Source organism: Neorhizobium sp. PAMB6716 (assembly GCF_058242805.1).
Window position 1 is genome coordinate 3,307,501 of record NZ_CM177835.1, and the last position, 24,419, is coordinate 3,331,919.

At 61.7% G+C, this 24,419-nt stretch carries 24 protein-coding genes (1 of these 24 running past the window's edge); 15 read left to right on the forward strand and 9 right to left on the reverse strand.

Going from position 1 to position 24,419, the window contains the following annotated elements; translation table 11 throughout:
• The 4 genes from lhpI to AC4CWH_RS16135 all read left to right on the forward strand — a co-directional run.
• On the forward strand, positions 1-458 hold the end of the coding sequence (gene lhpI, locus AC4CWH_RS16120) for a bifunctional Delta(1)-pyrroline-2-carboxylate/Delta(1)-piperideine-2-carboxylate reductase (protein ID WP_491319519.1). Its footprint begins 499 nt before the window's first position; 458 of the gene's 957 nt are visible here — the last part of the coding sequence; the start codon falls outside the window, past its left edge; its stop codon occupies positions 456-458.
• Positions 455-2,935 (forward strand): ATP-dependent helicase HrpB, encoded by a 2,481-nt coding sequence (hrpB, locus tag AC4CWH_RS16125; protein ID WP_491319520.1) that lies wholly within the window; start codon positions 455-457, stop codon positions 2,933-2,935. The genes lhpI and hrpB overlap by 4 nt, the downstream gene beginning before the upstream one ends.
• Positions 2,936-2,948: 13 nt before the next feature.
• On the forward strand, positions 2,949-4,253 hold the full coding sequence (locus tag AC4CWH_RS16130) for an ActS/PrrB/RegB family redox-sensitive histidine kinase (RefSeq protein ID WP_491319521.1): 1,305 nt from the start codon (positions 2,949-2,951) through the stop codon (positions 4,251-4,253).
• Between the two features lie 109 nt (positions 4,254-4,362).
• Entirely contained in the window at positions 4,363-4,941 is a 579-nt protein-coding gene (locus AC4CWH_RS16135; protein ID WP_491285495.1) for an ActR/PrrA/RegA family redox response regulator transcription factor, read from the forward strand.
• 15 nt (positions 4,942-4,956) lie between these two features.
• Here the strand turns inward: AC4CWH_RS16135 and AC4CWH_RS16140 are convergent, their stop codons facing one another.
• Positions 4,957-5,445, reverse strand: a complete 489-nt coding sequence (locus tag AC4CWH_RS16140; RefSeq protein WP_491319522.1) for an MmcB family DNA repair protein — start codon at positions 5,443-5,445, stop codon at positions 4,957-4,959.
• Positions 5,446-5,623: 178 nt separating this feature from the next.
• Here AC4CWH_RS16140 and AC4CWH_RS16145 point away from each other — a divergent pair, with 178 nt between their 5' ends.
• Complete coding sequence (locus AC4CWH_RS16145; RefSeq protein WP_491283062.1) at positions 5,624-6,298, forward strand: L,D-transpeptidase; 675 nt, start codon at positions 5,624-5,626, stop codon at positions 6,296-6,298.
• 105 nt (positions 6,299-6,403) lie between these two features.
• On the opposite strand, the gene AC4CWH_RS16150 is transcribed toward AC4CWH_RS16145, so the two are convergent.
• From AC4CWH_RS16150 to hslV, 5 genes are all read right to left on the reverse strand, one after another.
• Positions 6,404-8,566 carry a malate synthase G gene (locus AC4CWH_RS16150; RefSeq protein ID WP_491319523.1) on the reverse strand — a complete coding sequence of 721 codons (2,163 nt, stop codon included), beginning with the start codon at positions 8,564-8,566 and terminating at the stop codon, positions 6,404-6,406.
• A 166-nt stretch (positions 8,567-8,732) separates the two neighbouring features.
• Positions 8,733-10,127 carry a cytochrome P450 gene (locus tag AC4CWH_RS16155; RefSeq protein WP_491319524.1) on the reverse strand — a complete coding sequence of 465 codons (1,395 nt, stop codon included), beginning with the start codon at positions 10,125-10,127 and terminating at the stop codon, positions 8,733-8,735.
• 46 nt (positions 10,128-10,173) lie between these two features.
• Positions 10,174-11,121: a DUF1402 family protein gene (locus AC4CWH_RS16160; protein WP_491319525.1), complete on the reverse strand. Its 948-nt coding sequence runs from the start codon at positions 11,119-11,121 to the stop codon at positions 10,174-10,176.
• Between the two features lie 195 nt (positions 11,122-11,316).
• A complete protein-coding gene (hslU, locus tag AC4CWH_RS16165; protein WP_491283066.1) occupies positions 11,317-12,624 on the reverse strand; it encodes an ATP-dependent protease ATPase subunit HslU in 1,308 nt (435 codons plus the stop codon).
• Between the two features lie 96 nt (positions 12,625-12,720).
• Entirely contained in the window at positions 12,721-13,245 is a 525-nt protein-coding gene (hslV, locus tag AC4CWH_RS16170; protein WP_491319526.1) for an ATP-dependent protease subunit HslV, read from the reverse strand.
• A 200-nt stretch (positions 13,246-13,445) separates the two neighbouring features.
• Between hslV and hisB the strand changes: the two genes are divergently transcribed.
• The 7 genes from hisB (at position 13,446) to coaA (ending at position 18,156) form a co-directional block, all read left to right on the forward strand.
• Positions 13,446-14,042: an imidazoleglycerol-phosphate dehydratase HisB gene (gene hisB, locus AC4CWH_RS16175; RefSeq protein ID WP_491285497.1), complete on the forward strand. Its 597-nt coding sequence runs from the start codon at positions 13,446-13,448 to the stop codon at positions 14,040-14,042.
• An 18-nt stretch (positions 14,043-14,060) separates the two neighbouring features.
• A complete protein-coding gene (locus tag AC4CWH_RS16180; protein ID WP_491319527.1) occupies positions 14,061-14,543 on the forward strand; it encodes a DUF2628 domain-containing protein in 483 nt (160 codons plus the stop codon).
• Positions 14,543-15,193, forward strand: a complete 651-nt coding sequence (gene hisH / locus AC4CWH_RS16185) for an imidazole glycerol phosphate synthase subunit HisH (protein WP_491283069.1) — start codon at positions 14,543-14,545, stop codon at positions 15,191-15,193. Before AC4CWH_RS16180 ends, hisH begins: the two co-directional genes overlap by 1 nt.
• 1 nt (position 15,194) lies before the next feature.
• Positions 15,195-15,938 (forward strand): 1-(5-phosphoribosyl)-5-[(5-phosphoribosylamino)methylideneamino]imidazole-4-carboxamide isomerase, encoded by a 744-nt coding sequence (gene hisA / locus AC4CWH_RS16190; protein WP_491319528.1) that lies wholly within the window; start codon positions 15,195-15,197, stop codon positions 15,936-15,938.
• A 103-nt stretch (positions 15,939-16,041) separates the two neighbouring features.
• Entirely contained in the window at positions 16,042-16,830 is a 789-nt protein-coding gene (hisF, locus tag AC4CWH_RS16195) for an imidazole glycerol phosphate synthase subunit HisF (RefSeq protein ID WP_491283071.1), read from the forward strand.
• A gap of 10 nt (positions 16,831-16,840) precedes the next feature.
• Positions 16,841-17,164 (forward strand): phosphoribosyl-ATP diphosphatase, encoded by a 324-nt coding sequence (locus AC4CWH_RS16200; protein ID WP_491283072.1) that lies wholly within the window; start codon positions 16,841-16,843, stop codon positions 17,162-17,164.
• On the forward strand, positions 17,161-18,156 hold the full coding sequence (gene coaA, locus AC4CWH_RS16205) for a type I pantothenate kinase (protein ID WP_491283073.1): 996 nt from the start codon (positions 17,161-17,163) through the stop codon (positions 18,154-18,156). Before AC4CWH_RS16200 ends, coaA begins: the two co-directional genes overlap by 4 nt.
• 31 nt (positions 18,157-18,187) lie before the next feature.
• On the opposite strand, the gene AC4CWH_RS16210 is transcribed toward coaA, so the two are convergent.
• From AC4CWH_RS16210 to AC4CWH_RS16220, 3 genes are all read right to left on the reverse strand, one after another.
• The gene (locus AC4CWH_RS16210; RefSeq protein ID WP_491319529.1) at positions 18,188-18,799 is read right to left on the reverse strand and encodes an alpha-ketoglutarate-dependent dioxygenase AlkB family protein; all 612 of its coding nucleotides are present in this window, start codon (positions 18,797-18,799) and stop codon (positions 18,188-18,190) included.
• Between the two features lie 15 nt (positions 18,800-18,814).
• Entirely contained in the window at positions 18,815-19,249 is a 435-nt protein-coding gene (arfB, locus tag AC4CWH_RS16215; protein ID WP_491319530.1) for an alternative ribosome rescue aminoacyl-tRNA hydrolase ArfB, read from the reverse strand.
• Between the two features lie 95 nt (positions 19,250-19,344).
• Positions 19,345-20,955: a phosphoenolpyruvate carboxykinase gene (locus AC4CWH_RS16220; RefSeq protein ID WP_491319531.1), complete on the reverse strand. Its 1,611-nt coding sequence runs from the start codon at positions 20,953-20,955 to the stop codon at positions 19,345-19,347.
• A gap of 327 nt (positions 20,956-21,282) precedes the next feature.
• On the opposite strand from AC4CWH_RS16220, the gene chvI reads away from it, so the two are divergent.
• The 3 genes from chvI to AC4CWH_RS16235 all read left to right on the forward strand — a co-directional run bounded on the left by chvI (position 21,283) and on the right by AC4CWH_RS16235 (position 24,328).
• Positions 21,283-22,005 carry a two-component system response regulator ChvI gene (chvI, locus tag AC4CWH_RS16225; protein ID WP_210106877.1) on the forward strand — a complete coding sequence of 241 codons (723 nt, stop codon included), beginning with the start codon at positions 21,283-21,285 and terminating at the stop codon, positions 22,003-22,005.
• An 83-nt stretch (positions 22,006-22,088) separates the two neighbouring features.
• Positions 22,089-23,858 carry a stimulus-sensing domain-containing protein gene (locus tag AC4CWH_RS16230; RefSeq protein ID WP_491321447.1) on the forward strand — a complete coding sequence of 590 codons (1,770 nt, stop codon included), beginning with the start codon at positions 22,089-22,091 and terminating at the stop codon, positions 23,856-23,858.
• Complete coding sequence (locus tag AC4CWH_RS16235) at positions 23,855-24,328, forward strand: HPr kinase/phosphorylase (RefSeq protein WP_491319532.1); 474 nt, start codon at positions 23,855-23,857, stop codon at positions 24,326-24,328. The genes AC4CWH_RS16230 and AC4CWH_RS16235 overlap by 4 nt, the downstream gene beginning before the upstream one ends.
• Positions 24,329-24,419: the final 91 nt, after the last annotated feature.

A 24,419-nucleotide genomic window follows, 5' to 3' on the forward strand; every position in this document is an offset into this window, starting at 1 on the left:
CACGGGAGGCGCAAGAGGCAGGCTTTGATGTGGAGCCGGTGCGAGACCTTGAGGCAGCCGTTGGCCGCGCGGATATCGTTTCCTGCGCAACCCTCTCCGTCGAGCCGCTGATCCGCGGCGACTGGCTGAAGCCCGGCGCCCATCTCGATCTCGTTGGCGCCTTCAAGCCGACCATGCGCGAGAGCGATGACACGGCTGTTTCCCGCGCCAGCGTTTTTGTCGATACGCGCGCCGGTGCCATGCATGAGGCCGGCGACATCGTCATTCCCCTGGGCAACGGGACGCTTGCGCCGGGTGACATTCGCGCAGACCTTGCCGAGCTGACACGCGGGCAGCATCCGGGCCGGCAATCTGACGATGAAATCACCCTGTTCAAATCGGTGGGCGCGGCCCTTGAGGATCTGGCCGGTGCCATCCTTGCCTATGAAACAGTACGCGGCGGGACATCTGCCGCATGACACGCACGCATGCCCCCCTGCCCCGCCTGCCGGTCAGCTCGGTGCTGCCGGATATCGCCGCCGGTCTGGCGCGCGCCAACCGCGCCGTTCTGTCAGCCCCGCCGGGCGCTGGCAAAACAACGCTGGTGCCGCTTTTCCTGCTCGACCAGGACTGGTGCAGCGGCAAGATCATCCTCCTGGAGCCGCGGCGGCTGGCCGCGCGGGCAGCGGCCGCGCGCATGGCCTCTCTCCTGTCGGAAACGGTTGGCCACACTGTCGGCTATCGCATGCGGCTTGATAACCGGATTTCCGCGGCAACCCGCATCGAGGTGGTGACGGAGGGCGTGTTTGCCCGCATGATTCTGGAGGATCCCGAGCTGTCGGGCGTGTCAGTGGTGGTGTTCGATGAATTCCACGAGCGCTCGCTGGATGCCGATTTTGGCCTGGCGCTGGCGCTCGATGCGCAGGGCGCGCTGCGCGAAGACCTAAAACTTCTTGTCATGTCTGCAACGCTCGATGTGGAGCGCGTGGCAGATCTTCTCAGCAATCCGCCTGTGATCGTCAGCGAAGGCCGCAGTTTTCCCATCGACATCCGCCACGGCGAACGCGGGCCCTCGGAGCGCATCGAGGATGCCATGGCGCGCGCCATCCTGAGAGCCCATGCAGAAGAAGAGGGATCGATCCTTGCCTTCCTGCCGGGCCAGGGGGAAATCCTGCGCACCGCCGAGCGGCTGTCCCAGAAGCTGCCGGAGACTACTATAGTCACTCCGCTTTACGGCAATCTTTCGCAAAAGGAGCAGGATCTGGCGATCCGGCCAACGGCGAAAGGCAAGCGTAAAGTGGTGCTTGCCACCTCGATTGCCGAAACGTCTATCACCATTGATGGCGTGCGTATCGTGATCGACAGCGGATTGCAGCGTCTGCCGGTGTTTGAACCGTCAACCGGCATCACCCGGCTGGAAACCGTCAAAGTATCGCGCGCTTCGGCGGACCAGCGGGCGGGCCGTGCCGGGCGGACGCAGCCCGGCATCGTCATCCGCCTCTGGCATGCCGGCCAGACGGCGGCCATGCCGGCTTTCACGCCGCCGCAGATTCTGGCAAGCGACCTTTCCGGCCTTGCGCTGGATCTTGCCCATTGGGGCGTGCGCGACCCGGCCGACCTTTCGTTCCTCGATCCGCCGCCGGCAGGAGCGCTCCATGAAGCACGCCAATTGCTGCACATGATGGGCGCGCTCGATACCTCCGACATGCTGACGCCGAAGGGCCGGATGATGCGGGGGCTTTCGCTGCCACCGCGGCTTGCGGCCATGGCGATTGCCGGCGCAGAGCAAGGCCAGGGACTGGCCGCCTGCCAGCTGGCCGTGCTGATGACGGAACAGGGGCTCGGCGGGCCGGATGTCGATCTCGACCAGCGGCTCAAATCTTTCCGCAACGAACGCGGCGAGCGGGCTGATGCTGCCCGACAGCTTGCCCGGCGGCTGGCTGATGCGCTGCCGCGCTCGGCGCAATCTCAAAATTCGGCCCCGGCGCCCGTCCTTGCCGGTCACCTGCTGATGCATGCCTATCCCGACCGGGTGGCGCTGCAGCGCGGCGCGCGCGGACGGTTTGTGATGGCGAATGGTCGCGGCGCCGAACTGCCGGAGACCGAACGTCTCTCGGGCGCCCGCATGCTTGTTATTGCAGACCTGACGGGACGGGCGGCACAGGCGCGCATTCTGGCAGCGGCCGAGATCGACCGCGACAGCGTGGAGGCGGAACTGGCCGATGCCATCGAACGGCGGCAGGAAGGTTATTTCGACCGGCAGAGCCGGCAGGTGCGGGCGCGCAAGGTGGTGCGGCTTGGCGCCATCATTCTGGAAGAAACGCCGCTTCCTCGCCCGACCGGTGCGCAGGCCGCCGAAGCGCTGGCGGATGGCGTGCGCCAGCTTGGCCTTCGGGCGCTTTCGTTTTCCAAGGACACCGAGCAGCTGCGCGCGCGCATCGGCTTTTTGAACCGCACGATCGGCGAGCCCTGGCCGGATGTGTCGGAAGAAGCGCTGCTATCCCGGCTGGACGATTGGTTCACGCCGTTCCAGTCCGGCCGCAGCAGCCTCGATGCCATCGACCAGGGCAGCCTTGCCGAGGGGCTTCGCACCCTCATTCCCCATGCGGTACGCTCGGAAATCAACCGGCTGGCGCCGACGCATTTTGAGGCCCCGACGGGACAGCGGCATCCGATCCGCTACGACGGCGAGGAGCCGGTGATTTCCCTTCGGGTGCAGGAACTGTTCGGGCTGAAGGCACATCCGTCCGTGGCCGGCGGCAGATTGCCGCTTCTTCTCGAATTGACATCGCCTGCCCATCGGCCGATCCAGACCACGCGCGACCTGCCCGGCTTCTGGGCCGGATCCTGGCGGGACGTGCGCGCCGATATGCGCGGGCAATATCCAAGACATGCCTGGCCGGAAGATCCGGCCAATGCAGCACCGACCGCACGCGCAAAACCGCGGGGAACCTGACGAGGACATGAGCATGGAACAGATCTCCATCCGCCACGCGCAGTTTGGCCGCGCCAGCCGCAGCATGCGGCTTCAGACGCTGGTTCGGCTGCGCTGGCTGGCGGTGGCGGGCCAGACGATCACCGTGCTGATTGTGGCGCTTGTCCTTAACTATGCGATGCCGCTTGTCGAAACCGCCGTGCTGGTCGCAGCGCTTGCGCTCGCCAACCTTGTTCTGTCGCTGCGGTTTCCGCCAACGCACCGGCTTCAGCCGGTAGCAGCGCTTTGCCTGCTCGGTTTCGATCTTCTCCAGATGGCGTGCCTCTTATTCATCACCGGCGGCATTGCCAATCCGTTCGCGCCGCTCATCTGCGTGCCCGTCATCATCTCGTTCGGATCGCTGCCGCTGCGCCACTCGCTCGGCCTTCTCGGCTTTGCCATCGTCTGCACGACGACGCTGGTTCTTTCGCCTTATCCGGTTCCCTGGCTGGAGGGCGAGATGCTTCTGATCCATCCGATCCTGCAGCTCGGCTCCTGGTGCGCCATCGTCTCGATGATGATCTTTGCCGCCTTTTATGCCTACCGCGTTTCCATGGAGGCGACGCTGCTCGCCGATGCGCTGGCGGCAACGGAACTGGTGCTGGAACGCGAAAAACACCTGTCACAGCTGGATGGCCTTGCTGCTGCGGCCGCCCATGAGCTTGGCACCCCGCTTGCAACGATCAGCGTGGTGGCCAAGGAAATGGAGCGCGAACTGGGCACTGATCCGCGCTACGGCGAGGACGTGGCGCTCTTGCGCAGCCAGAGCGAACGCTGCCGCGACATTCTTCGCCGGTTGACTTCCCTTTCGGCGGAAAACGAGGAGCATATGCGCCGGCTGCCACTCTCCTCGCTGATCGAAGAGGTGATGGCGCCGCATCGGCAGTTCGGCATTGCCCTGGAACTCGTGGAGAAGGGTGACCGCGCCAAGGAGCCGGTCGGCAACCGCAATGCCGGCATTCTCTACGGGCTCGGAAATCTCATCGAGAATGCCGTCGACTTTGCGTGTCAAAAGGTAACCGTGACGGTGGAACACGATGTCGATAAGGTGGTCATTACCATCGAGGATGACGGCCAAGGTTTTGCGCCGGATGTTTTAACCCATATCGGGGAACCCTATATGTCGACACGAAGCCGCGAAAATCCGCGGGCCGGCGGCCTCGGCCTTGGCCTCTTCATCGCCAAGACCTTGCTGGAACGATCCGGGGCAGTACTCGACTTTGCCAATCGCGGCCCGGATGTCGAGGGGGCCATGGTGCGCGTCACCTGGCCCCGTGCGGTCATGCAGATGCAGGCGTGACCCACAATCGACAGTGACCCGACAGGCCGGTAAACGCGTAATGACATGCGTATAGAATGCCGGATAAGAGCCGGAAGACCGGGACGCCCCCGGTGGAGACAAGACAATGATGGCAGACAAGATTGAAGCTGGCGAAACGGGCGATGGCACCGGTGATCTGGGGCCGGACGCGACGCTTCTGATCGTTGATGACGACGCGCCGTTTCTGCGCCGGCTGGCGCGCGCCATGGAAAGCCGCGGCTTTCAGGTGGAAATGGCCGAATCGGTGGCCGAAGGCATTGCAAAATCCCGGGCGCGCCCGCCGAAATATGCCGTGGTGGACTTGCGGCTCGGCGACGGTAACGGGCTCGACGTGATTGAAGCGATCCGCCAGCAGCGCGAGGATACACGCGTCATCGTACTGACCGGCTATGGCAATATCGCAACCGCCGTGACGGCCGTGAAACTGGGGGCGGTCGATTACCTGTCAAAACCCGCCGATGCCGATGATGTCTATTCAGCACTGACCCAGCGCCCCGGTGAAAAGGCGGATGTGCCGGAAAATCCGATGTCGGCGGACCGTGTGCGCTGGGAACATATCCAGCGGGTCTATGAAATGTGCGAGCGCAATGTTTCCGAAACGGCGCGACGGCTTAATATGCATCGCCGCACGCTGCAGCGGATTCTGGCCAAGCGCGCGCCAAAATAACTGCGGGCACCGGTGTCAGCCGTCTCCAAAAATCTGGCCGGTCGCCCATTCGGCGGCCAGCAGGCGCTGGCCTGCGACGCGGGCAAAGGACAGTGTCATTGATTTGCGCTGCGCGGAACTCAGCCGGTGTTCCGGCGCCTCGCGCAACAGATGCGCGCCATAACCGTCCGACAGCAGCAGGCCGCAATCCTCCGGAAAGATCTCCAGCGGAACCTGATTATGGGTGGCAAACAGCAGCCGGTCGCAATAGTGCCGGTAATCGGGCCACTTCCGGTCGACGCGAAAATCCTCGATCGAGGTCTTGATCTCGATGATCCAGATCTCGCCCTTGTCGGTGATCGACACCAGATCGGCGCGGCGGCCACTGGCGAGCGTCAGTTCGGGCAGAAGCGTGTGGCGCATCTCGGTCAAGAGGATCTGCACGCCACGGCGCACCATCATCGCCCGGCTGGATTGCCGGCCGTCGATTAACGGATTGTTAGGGCCGATTTGAACGATCGTCATCGATAACACATGGTTTGCACTGCGGATTGTTGCAAAAAGACAATGCATTTTTCATTTGTGACGGCGCGCCCCCCGGGTGCGCCACGATGCCTTGCCAACCCCCTTCTAATAGAAAATAACCGCTCAATCAAAGATGGCATCCATCATCTGCCCTGACCCCACCATTTAAGAGAACTCCATGCAAACCCGCACACGCATGATCGCATCCGGCCTGTTGGCGATGCTGGCCCTTTCCGGCTGCTCCACCACATCCGACACCCGGCAGGTTGCCGTGGCGCCCGTCCGCGTTGAGACCAACGCGATCTTCAGCGAATCCTATGGCGCAGTCACCGATGCCGGCTATGCGTTGCCGGCCATTCCGATCAGCCGCATGGACAAGAAGTTCTACCGCCAGATTGTCGATTTCGACAGCAAGGAACGCCCGGGCACCATCATCGTCAACACGCGGGAACGCTTCCTCTATTACATCCTGCCCGGTGGCAAGGCCGTGCGTTACGGCATCGGCGTCGGCAAGCAGGGTTTTGCCTGGGCCGGCGAAGCCTATGTGGCCTGGAAGCAGGAATGGCCGACCTGGCATCCGCCGAAGGAAATGGCCGTGCGCAAGCCCGACATTGCCCGTTACGTCGAAGATGGCATGGGCCCGGGCCTCAGCAATCCGCTCGGTGCGCGCGCCATGTATCTCTTCAATGACAAGGGCCAGGACACGCTGTTTCGCCTGCATGGCACGCCGGAATGGGCCTCGATCGGCACCGCCGCCTCGTCTGGCTGCATCCGCATGATCAATCAGGACGTCATCGACCTTTACAGCCGCGTGCGTCCCGGCCGCGAGACGAAGGTCATCGTCATCCAGTAAGCTGCGGTCTTTTCCGCAACACACTGTCAAACGGCGCGCCAGACGCGCCGTTTTCGTATGCGGCATTTGAAAGGCCCGTGGCGATGCGCCACGGGCCTTTTTCAATCAGGCCTTTGCCTTGGCTTCCAGCCGGCGACGGTGCAGGACAGGCTCTGTATAGCCATTCGGCTGTTCGCGCCCCTTCAGCACCAGATCGAGCGCCGCCTGGAAGGCAACCGACTGCTCGAAACGGCCAGCCATCGGCTGGTAGAGCGGGTCGCCGGCATTCTGCCCGTCAACCACGGAAGCCATGCGGCGCATGGTTTCCACCACCTGCGCTTCCGTGACCAGCCCGTGGTGCAGCCAGTTGGCCATATGCTGGGCCGAGATGCGCAGCGTCGCCCGGTCTTCCATCAGCCCGACATTGTTGATGTCCGGCACCTTGGAGCAGCCGACGCCCTGATCGATCCAGCGCACGACATAACCGAGGATCCCTTGCGCGTTGTTATCCAGTTCGCGCTGCACCTCTTCCGGCGTCCAGTTGGGGCGAGAAGTTACCGGCACGGAGAGGATATCCGAGAGTTTTGCCCGCGCGCGCGATGTCAGGCTGGCCTGAACCTCGGCGACATTCACTGTATGATAATGCGTGGCATGGAGCGTGGCCGCCGTCGGTGATGGAACCCAAGCCGTGTTGGCACCGGCCTTCGGATGGGCGATCTTCTGCTCCAGCATGGCTGCCATCAGGTCCGGCATGGCCCACATGCCCTTGCCGATCTGCGCATGGCCGGAGAGGCCGCAGGCAAGCCCGATATCGACATTCCAGTTTTCATAGGCGGCAATCCAGGGCGCCTGTTTCATGTCGCCCTTGCGAATCATCGGCCCGGCTTCCATCGAGGTGTGGATCTCGTCGCCGGTGCGATCAAGGAAGCCCGTGTTGATGAAAACCACCCGTTCGCGCGCGGCGCGAATACATTCCTTGAGGTTGATGGTGGTGCGGCGCTCCTCGTCCATGATGCCCATCTTGATCGTATTCGGCGCCATGCCGAGCAAGTCCTCGACGCGCGAAAAGATCTCGCAGGCAAAGGCCACTTCCTCCGGCCCGTGCATCTTCGGCTTTACCACATACATCGAGCCGAGACGCGAATTCTGCCGACGCCCGTTCGGGCCGACATCATAAAGAGCAATCAGGGCGGTTACCGCCGCATCCATGATGCCTTCCGGCACCTCGTGACCGTCACGATCGAGAATGGCCGGATTGGTCATCAGGTGGCCGACATTGCGCACCAGCATCAGCGAACGGGCATGCACCTCGAAGGGTGTGCCATCCGGCGCCGTATACTGGAGGTCGGGGTTCAGGCGGCGGGTAAAGGTGCTTGCCCCCTTCGACACCTCTTCGGACAGGTCGCCCTTCATCAGGCCGAGCCAGTTGCGGTAGACCACAACCTTGTCCTCGGCATCGACGGCAGCGACAGAATCCTCGCAGTCCATGATCGTGGTGATGGCCGATTCAAGCCAGACATCGGAAATATGCGCCGGATCATCCTTGCCGATGGCGGTCGAGGCATCGATGCGGATTTCGACATGCAGCCGGTTGCGCGTGAAAAGCAGGTGTGTCGGGCGGGATGCCTCGCCGCGATAGCCGGCAAATTGTGCGGCATCGACAAGCGTGACCGTCTTGTCCTTGGCCGACACCGAGAGCGCGCCGTCGACGAGGGAAAGGGCCGTGACATCCGTCCAGGAGGCGCCTTCGAGCGGCACGGACTGGTCGAGGAAGCGTCGCGCCCAGGCAATGACCTTTGCACCACGGACCGGATTGTAGGACGCGCCTTTTTCGGCACCGTCGGTCTCGGCAATCGCATCCGTGCCGTACAGCGCGTCATAGAGCGAGCCCCAGCGCGCATTGGCAGCGTTCAGTGCATAACGGGCGTTCATCACCGGCACGACCAGCTGCGGGCCGGCGATTTCGGCGATCTCCGGATCGACACTGCCGGTCTCGACCTTAAAATCCGGCCCTTCCGGCAGGAGATAGCCGATCTCGCGCAGGAAGGCTTCATAAACCGCCGAATCCCCCGGCGCGCCGTTCTTGCGGTACCATTCGTCGAGCTTTTCCTGCAGCGCATCACGGGTCTTCAGAAGCGCGCGGTTTTTCGGCGCAAGCTCGTGGACGATGCGCGAAAAACCTTCCAGGAAATGTTCGGGATCGATGCCGCTGCCGGGAAGCGCCTCATGGACCAGAAAGGCATGCAGCGCCTCGTCAATGGCCAGGCCATGTTTCTCGATTCGGTTCATCCGGATGCTCCATCATTGCGTCACCTGTGGTTTTTGCGCGCGCGGACCGCTTAGTCAATGCGGCATTGGTGGCAGGCAAGGGCGAAGCCCGCGAGAAACGCGCCCATCAACGCGCGCCATCCCTTTGAGGCCTAAGTGGCCGCAAAAATCTGCCAGTCGGGACGGGTCAGCGCGGGCTGACACGCATCGGCAGGCCGTCACGCGGCTGGGTTGTCAGCTTCTGCACCGGCCAGGGTGCGACACCCGGCACCGCATCGAACCGGTAACGTGCCATCAGCACGGCAAGCGCAATGACCGCCTCCTGCATGGCAAATGTCGCGCCGATGCAGACGCGCGGCCCGGCCCCGAAAGGCAGATACTGGAAACGATGGATCTTGCCGCGGTTTTCCGGCAAAAACCGCTCCGGCATGAATGCGCGAGGTTTTTCCCAGTAGAGCGCATGGCGATGCAGCGTCCAGGGCATGATGAGAACCGTGGTCCCCGCCGCAATCTCGACAGTCTTTCCTTCGGCACTTGTCCAGCGATCATCGGCAATGGCGGCGCGATTGATGGAGGGTGCCGGCGGATAAAGCCGCATACCCTCTTCGAAGGCGGCCCGCACATGCGGCATCAGGTCCAGCCATTCGACGGGTTCGGCCCCCGAGGCCATCACCCGGTCGATCTCCTCTTCCATCTGGCCGCGCACCTGCGGCGAATGGGAAACGCAGTAGAGCGTCCAGGCAAGCGCACGCGCCGTCGTCTCGTGACCAGCACCGATGAAGGTGAGGATATTGTCCTCGATCTCATCCAGCGTCAGCCCGTCGGGGCCGGCAAGGTCGAGAAGCAGCGTCAGAAAATCGTCGGGCGTTGAGGCGCGGTCAGCCCGCATCATCGCCTTGCGCTTTTCCATGGTGAGCCGCACGATCTCTCGGAATTTGCCCAGAACCTTGGCGCCGCCGATGCGCGTCAGACGCGGCACCCAGGGCGGCGCGCGCAAAAGATCCATCGGATCGACGCGGCCCATGCGGTGCAGCAGGCTGTCCACATCGTCGGAAAACTTGTCGCTCTGCGTGACGATATCGCCGGAAAACAGTGTTTCCGAGAGAATGGCAAAGGCGATTTCCGTCATGTCGACGGAAATATCCTCGACGCGCCCGTCGGGGCCGATATCGGCATATTTTTCGATGTAATTTTGCGATTGCGCCAGCATCTTGCCGGCAAAGCCTTTCGCATGGCGCGGCGTAAAGACCGGCGCCATGGCCTTTCGCGACCGCTTCCAGACAGGGCCTTCCGCCGTCAGCAGCCCGTCCCGCAGGATCGGGCGCAGGATGAGCTGGCGGATTTCCGACATCTCGTAATTGGAAACATTATCCACCAGCACATGGCGGATGAGACCCGGATCATTGACGATGATCGTGCGCTCGGCAAAAAACTTCGTCTCGATCCACGGCAGCGTATAGGACGGTTCACCCCAGAGTTCGAGCGGATTGCGCAAAACGGTGCGGATGATCTCCAGGCGGCCAGGCGGAACAGTGCGGGGAACCGGTGCCGGCGGCTCGAAAGGCTCGGGACGCATGTCCATGACCGGTTCTCCTGTAAGCATTTGCTTGGAGACCTTATATCAGAACTCAGAGCAGCGATTTCAATTCATCGAGCTTGTCGTTCACCAGCCAGCCGTAATAATTCTCTTCCGGCCAGGAGAACCCGCCGTTGCGGTTGCGCGCGGCAAGCGCTGCGGCGCGGTCTGCGGAATTGCCGACATTATAAAGCGTCGCGGTAATGCCGGGATTATGGGAAATGTCCATTCCAGCGATCTGCGCATAATCATCGATGGCGCGGCGGATGGTGGCGGCCATATAGGCGAGCGACTGATCCGGATCCATGATGGCCTTGTAGACATCGGCCGCATCCGAGGCATCGAGCTTCGAATAACCGGAGCGGCGCGCCACCATGTCCGATTGCATCAGCGCCGTCAGCGGGTTGATCTGGCCAAGGCCAAAGGTCTGCCCTGCAAAGAAAGGCTGGAAGAACACGGCGCTGAAGCGGTTGTCGGGATAGGACACGCCCTCCACCGTCTTGCCGCGGAAGACGCGCTCCCACACCTCTTCGCGGCAGGACCACAGCCGGTAGGAATCGTTGAAATCATCGCATTTTGAAAACTGCGCGCGCTCAACGAAGACACCGATCGTCTCGTCCTTGTAGCCGAAGCGGAAGCGGTCGCCGGCATAGGCGGCGGCCTTCACATAATAGGACTGCAGCCGGTCATAGGCATCGACATTATAGGTGTGTTCGCCGACGATGGCGCCGATGATGTGGATCGGGTCGATATCGTACTGGCGCGAGGTCTGCTTGATCTTGGAGATCAGCGACTTGTCGCTGGCCAGAAGCTCGCGGATCTTGTCGTATTTTTCGTCGAACGTGCTTCTGCCGGCCTTGGTGCGGCGCACGGAAGCACCCGGCACCTTGGGCTGTTCGGCATTACGGTTGCCTGGCGGAACGACATTCAAGCCGCCAGCCAGCGCATGAGATGCGCTCCAGGCAAAAATCATCAGCAATGCCAGAAGGATACGTCGCAAGATTTCAGTGCCTCAGGACTTCATGATGAGCCGGCCGGATGGCCCTGCACTCTCTGACGAATCAGACATGCGCATCGCATCATAATCAACTGGTGCTGCATTACTGAAAAGCAAGGCGCGGAGTCGAGCCCGCGCCTTTCAATTTCCCGTCATGAGCAGGCGTACGGCCACCGGCCGTTGCCGCCTTGCCACGTTTTACAGGATGTAACGCGACAGATCCGTATCGGCGGCGATATCGCCGACATGCTGCTTCACATAGGCCGAATCAATCGTGACGGCAGATCCCGGACGATCCGGCGCGTTGAACGAAATCTCATCGAGCACCCGCTCCATCACCGTCTGCAGACGCCGCGCGCCGATGTTTTCAACCGACGAGTTCAGATGCACGGCAACATCTGCCAGTGCATCGATGGCATCCTCGGTGAAATCGAGCGCCAGCTGTTCGGTTTCCATCAGCGCCCGGTACTGGCGGATGAGGCTTGCCTCGGTTTCCGTCAGGATGCGGCGGAAATCCTCCTTCGTCAGAGCCTTCAGCTCGACGCGGATCGGCAGGCGGCCCTGAAGCTCCGGCAACAGGTCGGACGGTTTCGAGACATGGAAGGCGCCGGACGCGATGAACAGGATATGGTCGGTTTTGACAGGGCCATATTTGGTCGAAACCGTGGTGCCTTCGACGAGCGGCAGCAGATCTCGCTGCACGCCCTCGCGAGACACGCCCGCCCCCATGCCGCCATCGCGCGCGGCGATCTTGTCGATCTCGTCCAGGAAGACGATGCCGTCGTTTTCAACGGAGCGCACGGCCTCGCGCTGAATGACCTCGTTGTCGATCAGCTTGTCGCTTTCGTCACGGATGAGGTCGCCATAGGATTTCGTGACCGTCGTGCGCACCTTCTTGGTGCGCCCGCCCATCGCCTTGCCGAACATTTCCGACAGGTTGAGCACGCCGATATTGGCGCCGGGCATGCCGGGCATTTCAAATCCGGGCATGCCGGACCCGGCATCGGCCACCTCGATTTCGATTTCCTTGTCGTCCAGCTCGCCGGCGCGCAGCTTCTTGCGGAATGTTTCACGTGTGGCAGGCGAAGCCGTGGTGCCCACAAGCGCATCGAGCACACGTTCTTCGGCACTCTGGTGCGCCTTGGCCTGCACTTCGGCGCGTTTCTTGTCGCGCACCAGGCCGATGCCGATCTCGACGAGATCGCGGATGATCTGCTCGACGTCACGGCCGACATAACCGACTTCGGTGAACTTGGTTGCTTCCACCTTGATGAAGGGCGCACCGGCAAGCTTGGCGAGGCGCCGGGAGATTTCCGTCTTGCCGACGCCGGTCGGCCCGATCATCAGGATGTTCTTCGGCATTACCTCGTCGCGCAGGCTCTCATCGAGCTGCTGGCGGCGCCAGCGATTTCGAAGCGCAATGGCGACGGCACGTTTCGCCTCATGCTGGCCAATGATGTAGCGGTCCAGTTCGGAGACGATTTCGCGGGGAGAAAAAGTGGTCATATCTTCCTCTTGCGGCATCCCTGCCCGGCCGGCTTTTTCGATCAGCCCGGCCCCAGGGACCCATGGTCAACATTCGTTAGGGGGATTGCCGGACGCTCATTCGGCGTCGAGCGATTCGACCACCAGATTGTGGTTGGTATAGACGCAGATATCGGCTGCGATATCGAGCGCGGCGCGGGCGATCTGTTCGGCATCCTTGTCCGAATCCATCATGGCGCGCGCCGCCGCATAGGCAAAATTGCCGCCGGACCCGATGGCAATCGTGCCGTGTTCCGGTTCCAGCACATCGCCATTGCCGGTGACGGCCAGCGTCACCGTCTTGTCTGCCACCAGCATCATGGCTTCGAGGTTGCGCAGGTATTTGTCGGTGCGCCAGTCCTTGGCAAGCTCGACGGCCGCGCGCATCAGCTGGCCCGGATACTGTTCCAGCTTCTTTTCCAGCCGATCGAGCAGCGTGAAGGCATCAGCCGTGGCACCGGCAAATCCGGCGATCACCTCGCCCTTGCCGATGCGGCGCACCTTGCGCGCATTGCCCTTCATCACGGTCTGGCCAAGGCTCACCTGGCCATCTCCGGCCATGATGACCTTTCCGCCTTTCCGCACGGTAATGATTGTCGTCATATGTTTCACCTGTCGCCCGCAATCGGGCTTCCTGTCGCCGGTCCATTCCGGCTGTTGGAACCTCATGTAAGTGGTGCGCCGTAGATTGCAAATCCGCTCCGTCGCGCGGAAACATCCGGGCCGTCTATTCGTTTGCACCGCAGCTTTGCGGCTGATAATGAGCGCAGACGTTCCGAAGACTGATAGATCCGGTGGGTATGATGACCGAACGCCGCGCCACGATTTCGCGCAAGACCAACGAGACCGCCATTTCCGTGACCGTCGATCTCGACGGCACCGGCAAATCGACCATCAAGACGGGCATCGGCTTCTTCGATCATATGCTCGACCAGCTGTCGCGCCATTCGCTGATCGACATGGATATCGATTGCAACGGCGACCTGCACATCGACGATCATCATTCGGTGGAAGATACCGGCATTGCCATCGGCCAGGCAATTTCGAAGGCGCTCGGCGACCGGCGCGGCATCACCCGTTATGCCTCGATCGATCTTGCCATGGACGAAACCATGACCAAGGCTGCCGTCGACCTTTCCGGCCGGCCGTTCCTCGTCTGGAACGTTGCCTTCAGTGCACCGAAAATCGGCACGTTCGATACGGAACTGGTGCGCGAGTTCTTCCATGCGCTGGCCCAGAATGCCGGCATCACGCTGCATGTGATGAACCATTACGGCGCCAACAACCACCATATTGCCGAGACCTGCTTCAAGGCCGTGGCGCGGGTGTTGCGCCAGGCGACAGAAATCGATCCCCGCCAGGCGGGACGGGTGCCATCCACCAAGGGCACGCTGGTCTGACGCCCGTCAGGAGGACCTTTGAAACGCTATATCATCCTCACGCCACCGGATGGACCCGACCGGGATCATCGCACCACCCGCTTCATCGCGGATCGCATGTCGCTGCTGGCGCTGGTATTTCCGGGCCCCTGGCTTTTGCTGCACCGCTGCTGGTGGGCCGGACTTGCCGCCCTTGGTGTGCAGGTGCTTGCGGGATGGCTGGCGGACCAGCCCGGCTTTTTCTGGGCGGGAACGCTGTCCAGCCTGGCGCTCGGACTTCTGATCGGCCTTGAGGCACGCCATATGCAGGTGCAAAGCCTGATGCGGCGCGGGTGGCGCGAAGAAGCGGTGCTGCTGGCGCCGGACCTTGCCACCGCCGAGGCGATGTTTTTCGCCGCCCTGCCCGAGCCGGAAAAATTTGTGGTTCCGGCAGCAGACTGGACCAAAATCTCCCAGCGCAAGGATGGCCCCGCTTACGGCGGCCCGGCGCTCGGGCTTTTCGATATGGGGAAGGGACGCTGATGCGCGTTGCAATCATCGACTACGGATCGGGCAATCTTCGCTCCGCCACCAAGGCCTTTGAGCGGGCCGCGCGGGAAGCAGGCCTTGATGCAACAATCGAGCTGACGGACAGCCCTGACATCGTGGCCGCCGCCGATCGCGTCGTTCTACCCGGCGTCGGCGCTTATGCCGATTGCCGTCGCGGCCTTTCCGCGGTCGAGGGCATGGAAGAGGCGCTGTTCGAAACGGTCAAGACAAAAGGCCGGCCCTTTCTCGGCATCTGCGTCGGCATGCAGCTGATGTCCTCGCGGGGTCTGGAAAAAGACGTGACGCAAGGTTTCGGCTGGATCCGCGGTGACGTCAAGGAAATGACGCCGTCCGACCCGACGCTCAAGATCCCGCAGATCGGCTGGAACACGCTGACGCTCCACCGCCCGCACGCCCTTTTCGACGGCATCCCCACAGGCCCGGACGGGCTGCACGCCTATTTCGTGCATTCTTATCACTTGGCGGCAGAAAACCCTGATGACATCGTGGCCACGACCGATTACGGCGGGCCGATGACGGCGTTTGTCGCCCATGAAAATACGGCGGGTGCCCAATTCCATCCGGAAAAGAGCCAGACGCTCGGCCTTGCCCTCATCTCCAATTTCCTGCGCTGGAAGCCCTGACATGATCCTCTTTCCCGCCATCGACCTGAAAGACGGCCAGTGCGTTCGCCTGAAGCTTGGCGATATGGACCAGGCAACCATCTACAATCCCGATCCCGCCGCTCAGGCTAAAGCCTTCGAAGATCAGGGTTTTGAATGGCTGCATGTGGTGGATCTCGACGGCGCCTTTGCCGGTGAAAGCCGCAACGGCTTTGCCATCGACGCCATTTTGAAGGCGACGAAAAACCCGGTGCAGCTCGGCGGCGGCATTCGCACGCTGGAGCATATCGAAGCCTGGCTGTCGCGCGGCCTTGCCCGCGTCATCCTCGGCACCGTTGCCGTGCGGGATCCGGCGCTGGTCATTGAGGCCTGCAAAAAGTTCCCCGGCCAGATTGCCGTCGGCATCGATGCCAAGGGCGGCAAGGTGGCGGTGGAAGGCTGGGCGGAAGCCTCCGAGCTTGGCATCGTAGAACTTGCGCAAAAATTCGAGGGCGCCGGCGTCGCCGCCATCATCTACACCGACATCGACCGCGACGGCATTCTGGCCGGCATCAACTGGGCTTCGACGCTGGAACTTGCCAACAGCACCGCGATCCCCGTGATTGCTTCCGGTGGCCTTGCCTCCATGGACGATATCCGCCGCATGCTGCAGCCCGATGCCGCCAATCTCGAAGGCGCCATTTCCGGCCGCGCGCTTTATGACGGACGCATCGACCCGGCAGAAGCATTGGCGCTGATCCGGGCTGCGAAGGGAGTGTCCGCATGACCCCCAAGGCCCGCGTCATTCCCTGCCCCGATGTGAAGGACAGCCGCGTCGCCCGCAGTTGCGTAGCAACGAGGACGCGCATGGAAAAGATGGAGGCCGTCCGATGACCCTCAAGGCCCGTGTCATTCCCTGCCTCGATGTGAAGGACGGCCGCGTTGTGAAGGGTGTCAACTTTGTTGACCTGATCGATGCCGGCGATCCGGTGGAGGCGGCAAAGGCCTATGATGCGGCGGGTGCCGACGAGCTTTGTTTCCTCGACATTACCGCCTCTGCCGACAATCGCGACACGATCTTCGATGTGGTGGCTGAGACGGCGGAACATTGTTTTATGCCGCTCACCGTGGGTGGCGGCGTGCGCGCGGTCTCCGACATCCGCAAACTGCTGCTCGCTGGTGCCGACAAGGTGTCGATCAATTCGGCGGCGGTCAACAATCCGGATTTCGTGGCGCAGGCTGCCGACAAGTTCGGCAACCAGTGCATTGTCGTCTCCATCGATGCCAAACGGCGGCGAAGCCAGGGCGTCGGTTCCGACAATATGAGCGCCTGGGAAATCTATACCCATGGCGGGCGCAACGCGACGGGCATCGACGCGGTAGAATTTGCCGCCCGCATGGTGGAGCTGGGCGCCGGCGAACTGCTGGTGACGTCCATGGACCGCGATGGCACCAAGGTCGGTTATGATCTGGAACTGACGCGGGCGATTGCCGATGCGGTTCGCGTGCCGGTGATCGCGTCTGGCGGCGTCGGCTCGCTGGACGATCTGGTGGCAGGCGTGCGCGATGGCCATGCGACGGCGGTTCTGGCCGCCTCCATCTTCCACTTCGGCACCTATTCCATCGGCGAAGCCAAGCGCTACATGGCTGACCATGGCATTGCGATGCGGCTCGACTGAGGAGACACGGATGACACAGTTTTCCCTCACCGATCTGGAGGCGATTGTCTCCGAGCGCGCCAAGGCCGATCCGCAAAGCTCCTGGACGGCAAAGCTTGTCTCCGCTGGCCAGGAAAAGGCTGCCAAGAAGCTGGGCGAAGAGGCGGTGGAAACCGTCATTGCCGCCATCCTCAACGACCGGCAGAACCTGACGGCAGAAGCGGCCGATCTTCTTTATCATCTGTTGGTCGTATTGAAGATTGCGGGCATTCCGTTGCAGGATGTGCTGGATGAACTTCAACGCCGCACGGCCCAATCGGGCCTTCAGGAAAAGGCGAGCCGACAATCCCCATGACGATCGCCAGCCAGAGCGTTGAACCCGATATTCCGCCAAAGCCGTCCGCTGCCAGCAATTATTCACCGTTCTTCCTGTTTACCTCGGAGGAATGGTCGCATTTTCGGGCCGATACGCCGCTGACGCTGACGGCAGACGAGGTCAAACGCCTGCGCTCGCTGGATGACCCGATCGATCTCGATGAAGTCCGGCGCATCTACCTGTCGCTGTCGCGTCTTCTGTCGGCCCATGTGGAAGCCTCGCAGCTGCTGTTCCAGCAGCGCAACCGGTTTTTGAGCCTGTCGGATCAGGTGAAGACGCCCTTCGTCATCGGCATTGCAGGCTCGGTTGCCGTGGGCAAATCCACGACGGCCCGCATCCTGAAGGAGCTTCTGGCGCGCTGGCCCTCCAGCCCCAAGGTCGATCTCGTCACCACAGACGGCTTTCTTTATCCGAACGCCGTGCTGAAGCGCGAAAACCTGATGGAGCGCAAGGGTTTTCCGGAAAGTTATGATGTTGGCGCGCTGCTGCGCTTCCTCTCCGCCATCAAGGCCGGCAAGCCGAATGTCATGGCGCCGCGTTATTCGCATCTGACCTACGATGTGCTTGCCGACGAACACACGGTCGTCGACCGGCCGGATATCCTGATCTTCGAAGGCATCAACGTGCTGCAGTCGCGCACCTTGCCGGCCGATGGCACGATTGTGCCGATCGTCTCGGATTTCTTCGATTTCTCAATCTATATCGATGCCGAGGAAAGCCAGATCCACAACTGGTATGTGGAACGCTTCATGCGCCTGCGCCAGACGGCGTTTCGCGACCCGAACTCCTTCTTCAACCGGTATGCGACGATTGACGAGGTGACAGCGCTCTCCATTGCCGAAGGTCTCTGGGAAAACATCAATCTGAAGAACCTGCGCCAGAACATTCTGCCGACGCGCCCGCGCGCCGATCTGATCCTGCGCAAGGGCAGCAATCACTTCATCGAAACGGTGGCGCTGCGTAAACTGTAAGCGATCTATCGCTGGCGATGAAGATCAATCGTCAGCGATTGACCCGGCGCAGCGTCAGGTTGATGCGCCCGCCCTTCTTCAAAAGCGTCGAGGTGGCCGGATAGATGCGGTCGACACCGTGAAACGCCAGACGCCCCTCTCCGCCCAGCACCACGGCATCGCCGCTTTGCAGGCGAAACGATCCTGTTGGATCTCCCCGCTCCAGCCCGCCGACGCGAAACAGGCAGGTATTGCCGAGCGAAAGCGACACGACGGGGGCATCCAGCGCCTGTTCATCGCGGTCCTGATGCAGGCTCATGCGGGCGTCATCGGCATAGAAGTTGATGAGGCAGGCCTCCGGCGGCTTTGGGTAGCCGGACAGCCTATCCCAGATCTTCAGGAGTTCGTCGGGAATGACAGGCCACGGCTCTCCCGTTGCGGGATGATGCGGCTGGTAGCGATAGCCCTGGTCCTTGTCCGTCACCCAGCCAAGCGATCCGCAATTGGTCATGCGCACGGACATCGGTTTTCCCGTGCGCGGCATGGCGGGTACATAAAGAGGAGCCTGCGCGACGATGGCACGCACGGTCTCGACCAGCCGCGCCTGGGCCTCCCGGTCCAGAAATTCCGGCAGGTGGCGAATACCGTTCATAAGCGGTGCCATGCATGTGCCTCCGTCTCAGTCGCCGCCGGGGCGGCCGCGCATCTTCTTCACTTCGGAACGCCCGGATTTTTCCTTCAGCCGCCGTTCAACCGAGCCCTTGGTGGGTTTTGTCTTGCGGCGTGGCGGAGGTGGCGGTTTTGCGGCATCGAGCAGCAGCTCCTTCAGCCGCTCGCGAGCATCCTCGCGGTTGCGCTCCTGGCTGCGAAAGCGGTTGGCCTCGATCAGCAGAATACCTTCCTTGGAAAGCCTGCGACCGGCCAGTTGCGCCGCATTGGCCTTCACCCGGTCACTCAGCGCCGGCGAGCCCATCAGGTTAAAGAACAGCTGGACGGCGGTGGAAACCTTGTTGACATTCTGTCCGCCGGGACCGCTCGCCAGAACGAACTGTTCTGTCAGCTCCCATCCGGCGATGGTGATGCGGCTGTTGATGACAAGGGGGTCGCTGGCCATGGTTCTTCTCCGGCGCCCTCTATTTCACAAATGCCGCCAAAAGAAAACCGCCGGCCCCAGAAGGACCGGCGGTGATCAATGTTCCACGTGAATCCTCACTCGGCTGCGGCAAGCACGCCCGGCGCTGCGTCGCGCACCTTGCTGTCGACATGGTTCTCGAACTTGGTGAAGTTCGAGATGAACATGTTGACCAGCTTTTGCGCCTGCGCGTCATAAGCTTCACCATCCGCCCAGGTGGACCGCGGATCGAGGATGGCGCTGTCCACGTCCGGCACAGCGACCGGAACGGCAAAGCCAAAATTCTCGTCGGTGCGGAACTCTGCCTTCTTCAGCTCGCCCGTCAGCGCTGCCGTCAGAAGCGCGCGGGTTGCCTTGATCGGCATGCGGCGGCCGATGCCGTAGGCGCCACCGGTCCAGCCGGTGTTGACCAGCCAGCAATCGACCTCGTGCTTTGCAATCAGGTCGCGCAGCAGATTGCCATATTCCGTCGGATGACGCGGCATGAAAGGCGCGCCGAAGCAGGTGGAGAAGGTGGCTTCCGGTTCAGTCACGCCCTTTTCCGTGCCGGCAACCTTGGCTGTGTAGCCGGAGAGGAAGTGGTACATCGCCTGTTCCGGCGTCAGCCGGGCGATCGGCGGCATCACGCCAAACGCATCGGCCGTCAGCATGATGATCGTCTTCGGATGCGGCGCAAGACCGGTTGCCGATGCGTTCGGAATGAAATGCAGCGGATAGGCGCTGCGGGTATTTTCCGTGAGCGACGTGTCGTCGAAATCAGGCACGCGGTTTTCGTCCATCACGACGTTTTCCAGCACGGTGCCGAAGCGGCGGGTGGCCGCATAGATTTCCGGCTCGGCTTCGGCCGACAGGCGGATCGCCTTGGCGTAACAACCACCTTCGAAGTTAAAGATGCCGTTTTCGCCCCAGCCATGCTCGTCATCACCGATCAGCGTGCGGTTCGGATCGGCAGACAGTGTCGTCTTGCCGGTGCCGGACAGGCCGAAGAACACGGCCGAATCACCGGCGGGGCCGACATTGGCCGAGCAGTGCATGGGCATGACACCCTTTTCCGGCAGCAGGTAGTTGAGAACCGTGAAGACCGATTTCTTGTTTTCGCCAGCATAAGACGTGCCGCCGATCAGCACGAGGCCGTTCGTGAGGTCGCAGGCGATGACCGTTTCCGTGCGGCAGCCATGGCGGGCCGGATCGGCGCGGAAGCTCGGCAGGTTGATGATCGTCAGCTTCTGCTGGAAGGAGGGCAGCGTCGAGCGATCCGGGCGAATCAGCAGGTTGCGGATGAACAGCGCGTGCCAGGCAAGTTCGGTCACCATGCGGGTGGGCAGCGCATTGTCCACATCGGCACCGCCGATCAGGTCCTGCACATAAAGCGTGCGGCCGGCCGCATGCGCCAGCATGTCCTGGCGCAGGATCTCGAAATGCTCCGGCGACATCGGCTTGTTGTTGTCCCACCAGATTTTCGGATCGGTGTTTTCATCGCGAACGACAAACTTGTCCTTCGGCGAACGGCCTGTGTGCTGGCCCGTGACGGCACGCAGCGCGCCATCCACCGTCAGCTCTGCTTCACCCGAACGCAGCGCTGCTTCGTACAGTTCGCTCTCGTTCAGATTGTAGTTGACGCGCGCCGCACCGCCAAGACCGATGGCCGCAATGCCATTCGACGGATTGTAAACACCGAGTGCCTCCATGTCGCGCTTCCCTTCAGCTGACGTTGGTAATGAGACAAGGCTAAACAGCGTTTTTTAAAAGAGCAAGAGCGAAAATAGAATTACGTCAATAAAATCAATTATTTAATCGATTTAAAAACTTTTCGTTCTGTTTAAATCGTTTAAAGGCGAAGAAATGTTCGGATTCTCGTGCACCCTTGAGAGCCTTGCTGGGAGAGACCAAAACACCCTCCCCTTTATCTTTGCCACAATTTGTTCCACCTTTATCCTCAAGACACGCAAACCCGGACAGTCGTCCGGCTGGGCCACAATCCAGGAGATGCGTTGAGAATGGCGGAGATAGACAGAATGCAAACAGTCGCGTTGGTGGACGACGATCGCAATATTCTAACGTCAGTGTCGATTGCACTGGAGGCAGAAGGATATCGCGTTGAGACCTATACGGACGGTGCTTCTGCGCTTGACGGACTTCTGGCTCGCCCGCCGCAGCTGGCGATTTTCGATATCAAGATGCCGCGTATGGATGGCATGGAACTGTTGCGTCGCCTGCGCCAGAAATCCGATATGCCGGTGATCTTCCTCACCTCCAAGGATGAGGAAATCGATGAGCTGTTCGGCCTGAAGATGGGCGCCGACGATTTCATCACCAAGCCGTTTTCGCAGCGCCTGCTCGTCGAGCGCGTCAAGGCGATCCTGCGCCGCGCAACGAGCCGCGAAGGTCAGGCAGCGCCCGGCACGCCAAAAGCCATTGCCGATCAGGCAGCCCGCACGCTGGAGCGCGGACAGCTCGCCATGGACCAGGAGCGCCATACCTGCACCTGGAAGGGTGAGCCGGTGACGCTGACGGTGACGGAATTCCTCATCCTGCATTCGCTGGCGCAGCGTCCCGGTGTGGTCAAAAGCCGCGATGCCCTGATGGACGCCGCCTATGACGAACAGGTCTATGTGGACGATCGCACCATCGACAGCCATATCAAGCGCCTTCGCAAGAAATTCAAAATGGTTGACGGCGATTTCGATATGATCGAAACGCTCTACGGCGTAGGCTACAGGTTCCGCGAAGCGGCCTGAATGGCTGCAGACATACGCGCAGCACATCGACCGCCAGGACGGCAGGCGGTTGCGTGAAAGGTGAAGGCGTGGCCGATCAGGCAATACAATCCGGCGAAACGGAAGGGGCGGAGGCAAGAAGCTCCCGCCCGACGCGAAGGGTATGGTCGCATCCCTTCACGCTCATTCGCCGCATTTTCGGCAATGCGGTGTTTTCAAGCCTCACCCGCCGCATCCTGTTCTTCAACATTGCAGCGACCGTGGTTCTAGTGGCGGGTATTCTCTACCTCAACCAGTTCCGCGAGGGTCTGATCGATGCCCGCGTCGAAAGTCTTCTGACGCAAGGCGAAATCATTGCCGGCGCGATTTCGGCTTCGGCCTCCGTCGATACCAATTCCATCACCATCGATCCCGGCAAGCTTCTGGAACTGCAGGCCGGCCAGAGCATCACGCCGGTGCCGAACGATGAGGATCTCGGTTTTCCGATCAATCCGGAGCGGGTGGCGCCTGTGCTGCGGCGACTGATTTCGCCGACCCGCACGCGCGCCCGCCTGTTTGATGCCGATGCCAATCTGCTGCTCGATTCGCGCCATCTCTATTCGCGCGGCCAGGTGCTGCGCTACGACCTGCCGCCGGTGGAAAGCGAAACCGCCACCTGGAACGAATGGTTTGCCAGCATCGTCAACCGCGTGCTGCAACCCGGAAATCTCCCGGCCTATCGCGAGGCACCGGGCGGCGATGGCTCCATCTATCCGGAAGTGATGAATGCGCTGACCGGTGTGCGCGGCGCCGTGGTGCGCGTCACCGACAAGGGTGAGCTGATCGTTTCGGTCGCCGTGCCCGTCCAGCGCTTCCGCGCCGTGCTCGGCGTTTTGCTGCTTTCCACACAAGCCGGCGATATCGACAATATCGTCCATGCCGAGCGGCTGGCGATCATGCGCGTCTTCGGCGTTGCAACGCTCGTCAACATTCTTCTGTCGCTGCTGTTGTCGTCGACCATTGCCAACCCGCTGCGCCGCCTGTCGGCTGCCGCCATCCGTGTGCGCCGCGGCGTGAAGCAGCGCGAGGAAATTCCTGATTTTTCTGCCCGTCAGGATGAAATCGGCAACCTCTCGATTGCGCTGCGCGACATGACCAACGCGCTCTATGACCGCATCGATGCCATCGAAAGCTTTGCGGCCGACGTCAGCCACGAGCTAAAAAACCCGCTCACCTCGCTGCGCAGCGCGGTGGAAACCCTGCCGCTGGCGAAGAACGAGGATTCCAAGCAGCGCCTCACCGCCATCATCCTGCATGACGTGCGCCGTCTTGACCGGTTGATCACCGATATTTCCGATGCCTCGCGACTGGATGCCGAACTGGCCCGCTCGGATGCGGCACCGGTCGACATGGAAATGCTGGCGAGCAACCTTGTCGACATCTCGCGCCAGATCCGCACCGGCCGCAAGCCTGTCGATATCGAGCTTTCGGTCGATCACAAGCCCGGCGTGAAGACGAGTTACCGCGTGCATGGACACGACCTTCGGCTCGGCCAGATCATCACCAACCTCATCGAAAACGCTCGCTCCTTCGTGCCGGATAAGGGCGGGCGCATCACCGTCAAACTCTACAAGAACCGCGACAACTGTGTGGTTCAGGTGGATGACAACGGACCGGGCATCCGCGCCGAAGACATTGACCGGATTTTCGAGCGTTTCTACACCGACCGCCCGGAAGGCGAAAGTTTTGGCCAGAACTCCGGCCTTGGCCTCTCGATCAGCCGCCAGATCGCCGAAGCGCATGGCGGCACGCTGAAGGCGGAAAACCTGACCGACGGAAAAACCGTCACCGGCGCCCGCTTCACCCTGTCCCTTCCAGCCGGGGAGGCTGCGTGAGGGAGGCTCAACACAACATCCACGGCACGGCGATCGTCATCGGCACACGCGGCCTTCTCTTTTGCGGCCCCTCCGGCAGCGGAAAATCGACAATGGCCTTGGCTTGCCTCAATGCAGCGCACCAAGCCGGCGCCTTTGCCGCCCTCATTGCCGACGATCAGGTTTTCGTGACGGCCCGCGCAAATGCCGTGATCGCCACAAGACCGCCTTCCATCGCCGGCCTGATCGAGATCCGCCACAGCGGAATTGCAAGGGTTTCCAGTATCGGCAAAGCTGTCCTCAATCTGGCCATCGCTCTCGTCACCGAGGATGAAGCAGAACGCCTTCCACCGGACGATGAACGGCTGGATCTTGGCCCAGCAGGCAGCCTGCCGCTGATGCGATTGCTGCGCGGCACACATCATCCATTGGCAATCCTTTCTGCCCTTCGGCCCGAACTCAGAGGAGAACATCCGTTTTCATGCGTGTGATCCGAAGATTTTTAGCTTGCACTTCGACTTTACATGGACAAGATGGCTTCCCACCGCCATTGGTCCTGTTGCAGTGCGAAAAGAGACCGAG

Bases quoted from the DNA above. Each gene is read 5' to 3' on its own strand.
- hisH (WP_491283069.1), top strand. From the start codon at position 14,543: ATGCGCGTTGCAATCATCGACTACGGATCGGGCAATCTTCGCTCCGCC.
- AC4CWH_RS16150 (WP_491319523.1), bottom strand. From the start codon at position 8,566: ATGAACCGAATCGAGAAACATGGCCTGGCCATTGACGAGGCGCTGCAT.
- AC4CWH_RS16145 (WP_491283062.1), top strand. From the start codon at position 5,624: ATGCAAACCCGCACACGCATGATCGCATCCGGCCTGTTGGCGATGCTG.
- coaA (WP_491283073.1), top strand. From the start codon at position 17,161: ATGACGATCGCCAGCCAGAGCGTTGAACCCGATATTCCGCCAAAGCCG.
- hslV (WP_491319526.1), bottom strand. From the start codon at position 13,245: ATGACGACAATCATTACCGTGCGGAAAGGCGGAAAGGTCATCATGGCC.
- AC4CWH_RS16130 (WP_491319521.1), top strand. From the start codon at position 2,949: ATGGAACAGATCTCCATCCGCCACGCGCAGTTTGGCCGCGCCAGCCGC.
- AC4CWH_RS16140 (WP_491319522.1), bottom strand. From the start codon at position 5,445: ATGACGATCGTTCAAATCGGCCCTAACAATCCGTTAATCGACGGCCGG.
- AC4CWH_RS16220 (WP_491319531.1), bottom strand. From the start codon at position 20,955: ATGGAGGCACTCGGTGTTTACAATCCGTCGAATGGCATTGCGGCCATC.
- hrpB (WP_491319520.1), top strand. From the start codon at position 455: ATGACACGCACGCATGCCCCCCTGCCCCGCCTGCCGGTCAGCTCGGTG.
- AC4CWH_RS16155 (WP_491319524.1), bottom strand. From the start codon at position 10,127: ATGGACATGCGTCCCGAGCCTTTCGAGCCGCCGGCACCGGTTCCCCGC.
- hslU (WP_491283066.1), bottom strand. From the start codon at position 12,624: ATGACCACTTTTTCTCCCCGCGAAATCGTCTCCGAACTGGACCGCTAC.
- hisB (WP_491285497.1), top strand. From the start codon at position 13,446: ATGACCGAACGCCGCGCCACGATTTCGCGCAAGACCAACGAGACCGCC.
- hisF (WP_491283071.1), top strand. From the start codon at position 16,042: ATGACCCTCAAGGCCCGTGTCATTCCCTGCCTCGATGTGAAGGACGGC.
- chvI (WP_210106877.1), top strand. From the start codon at position 21,283: ATGCAAACAGTCGCGTTGGTGGACGACGATCGCAATATTCTAACGTCA.
- AC4CWH_RS16210 (WP_491319529.1), bottom strand. From the start codon at position 18,799: ATGGCACCGCTTATGAACGGTATTCGCCACCTGCCGGAATTTCTGGAC.
- hisA (WP_491319528.1), top strand. From the start codon at position 15,195: ATGATCCTCTTTCCCGCCATCGACCTGAAAGACGGCCAGTGCGTTCGC.
- AC4CWH_RS16135 (WP_491285495.1), top strand. From the start codon at position 4,363: ATGGCAGACAAGATTGAAGCTGGCGAAACGGGCGATGGCACCGGTGAT.
- arfB (WP_491319530.1), bottom strand. From the start codon at position 19,249: ATGGCCAGCGACCCCCTTGTCATCAACAGCCGCATCACCATCGCCGGA.
- AC4CWH_RS16200 (WP_491283072.1), top strand. From the start codon at position 16,841: ATGACACAGTTTTCCCTCACCGATCTGGAGGCGATTGTCTCCGAGCGC.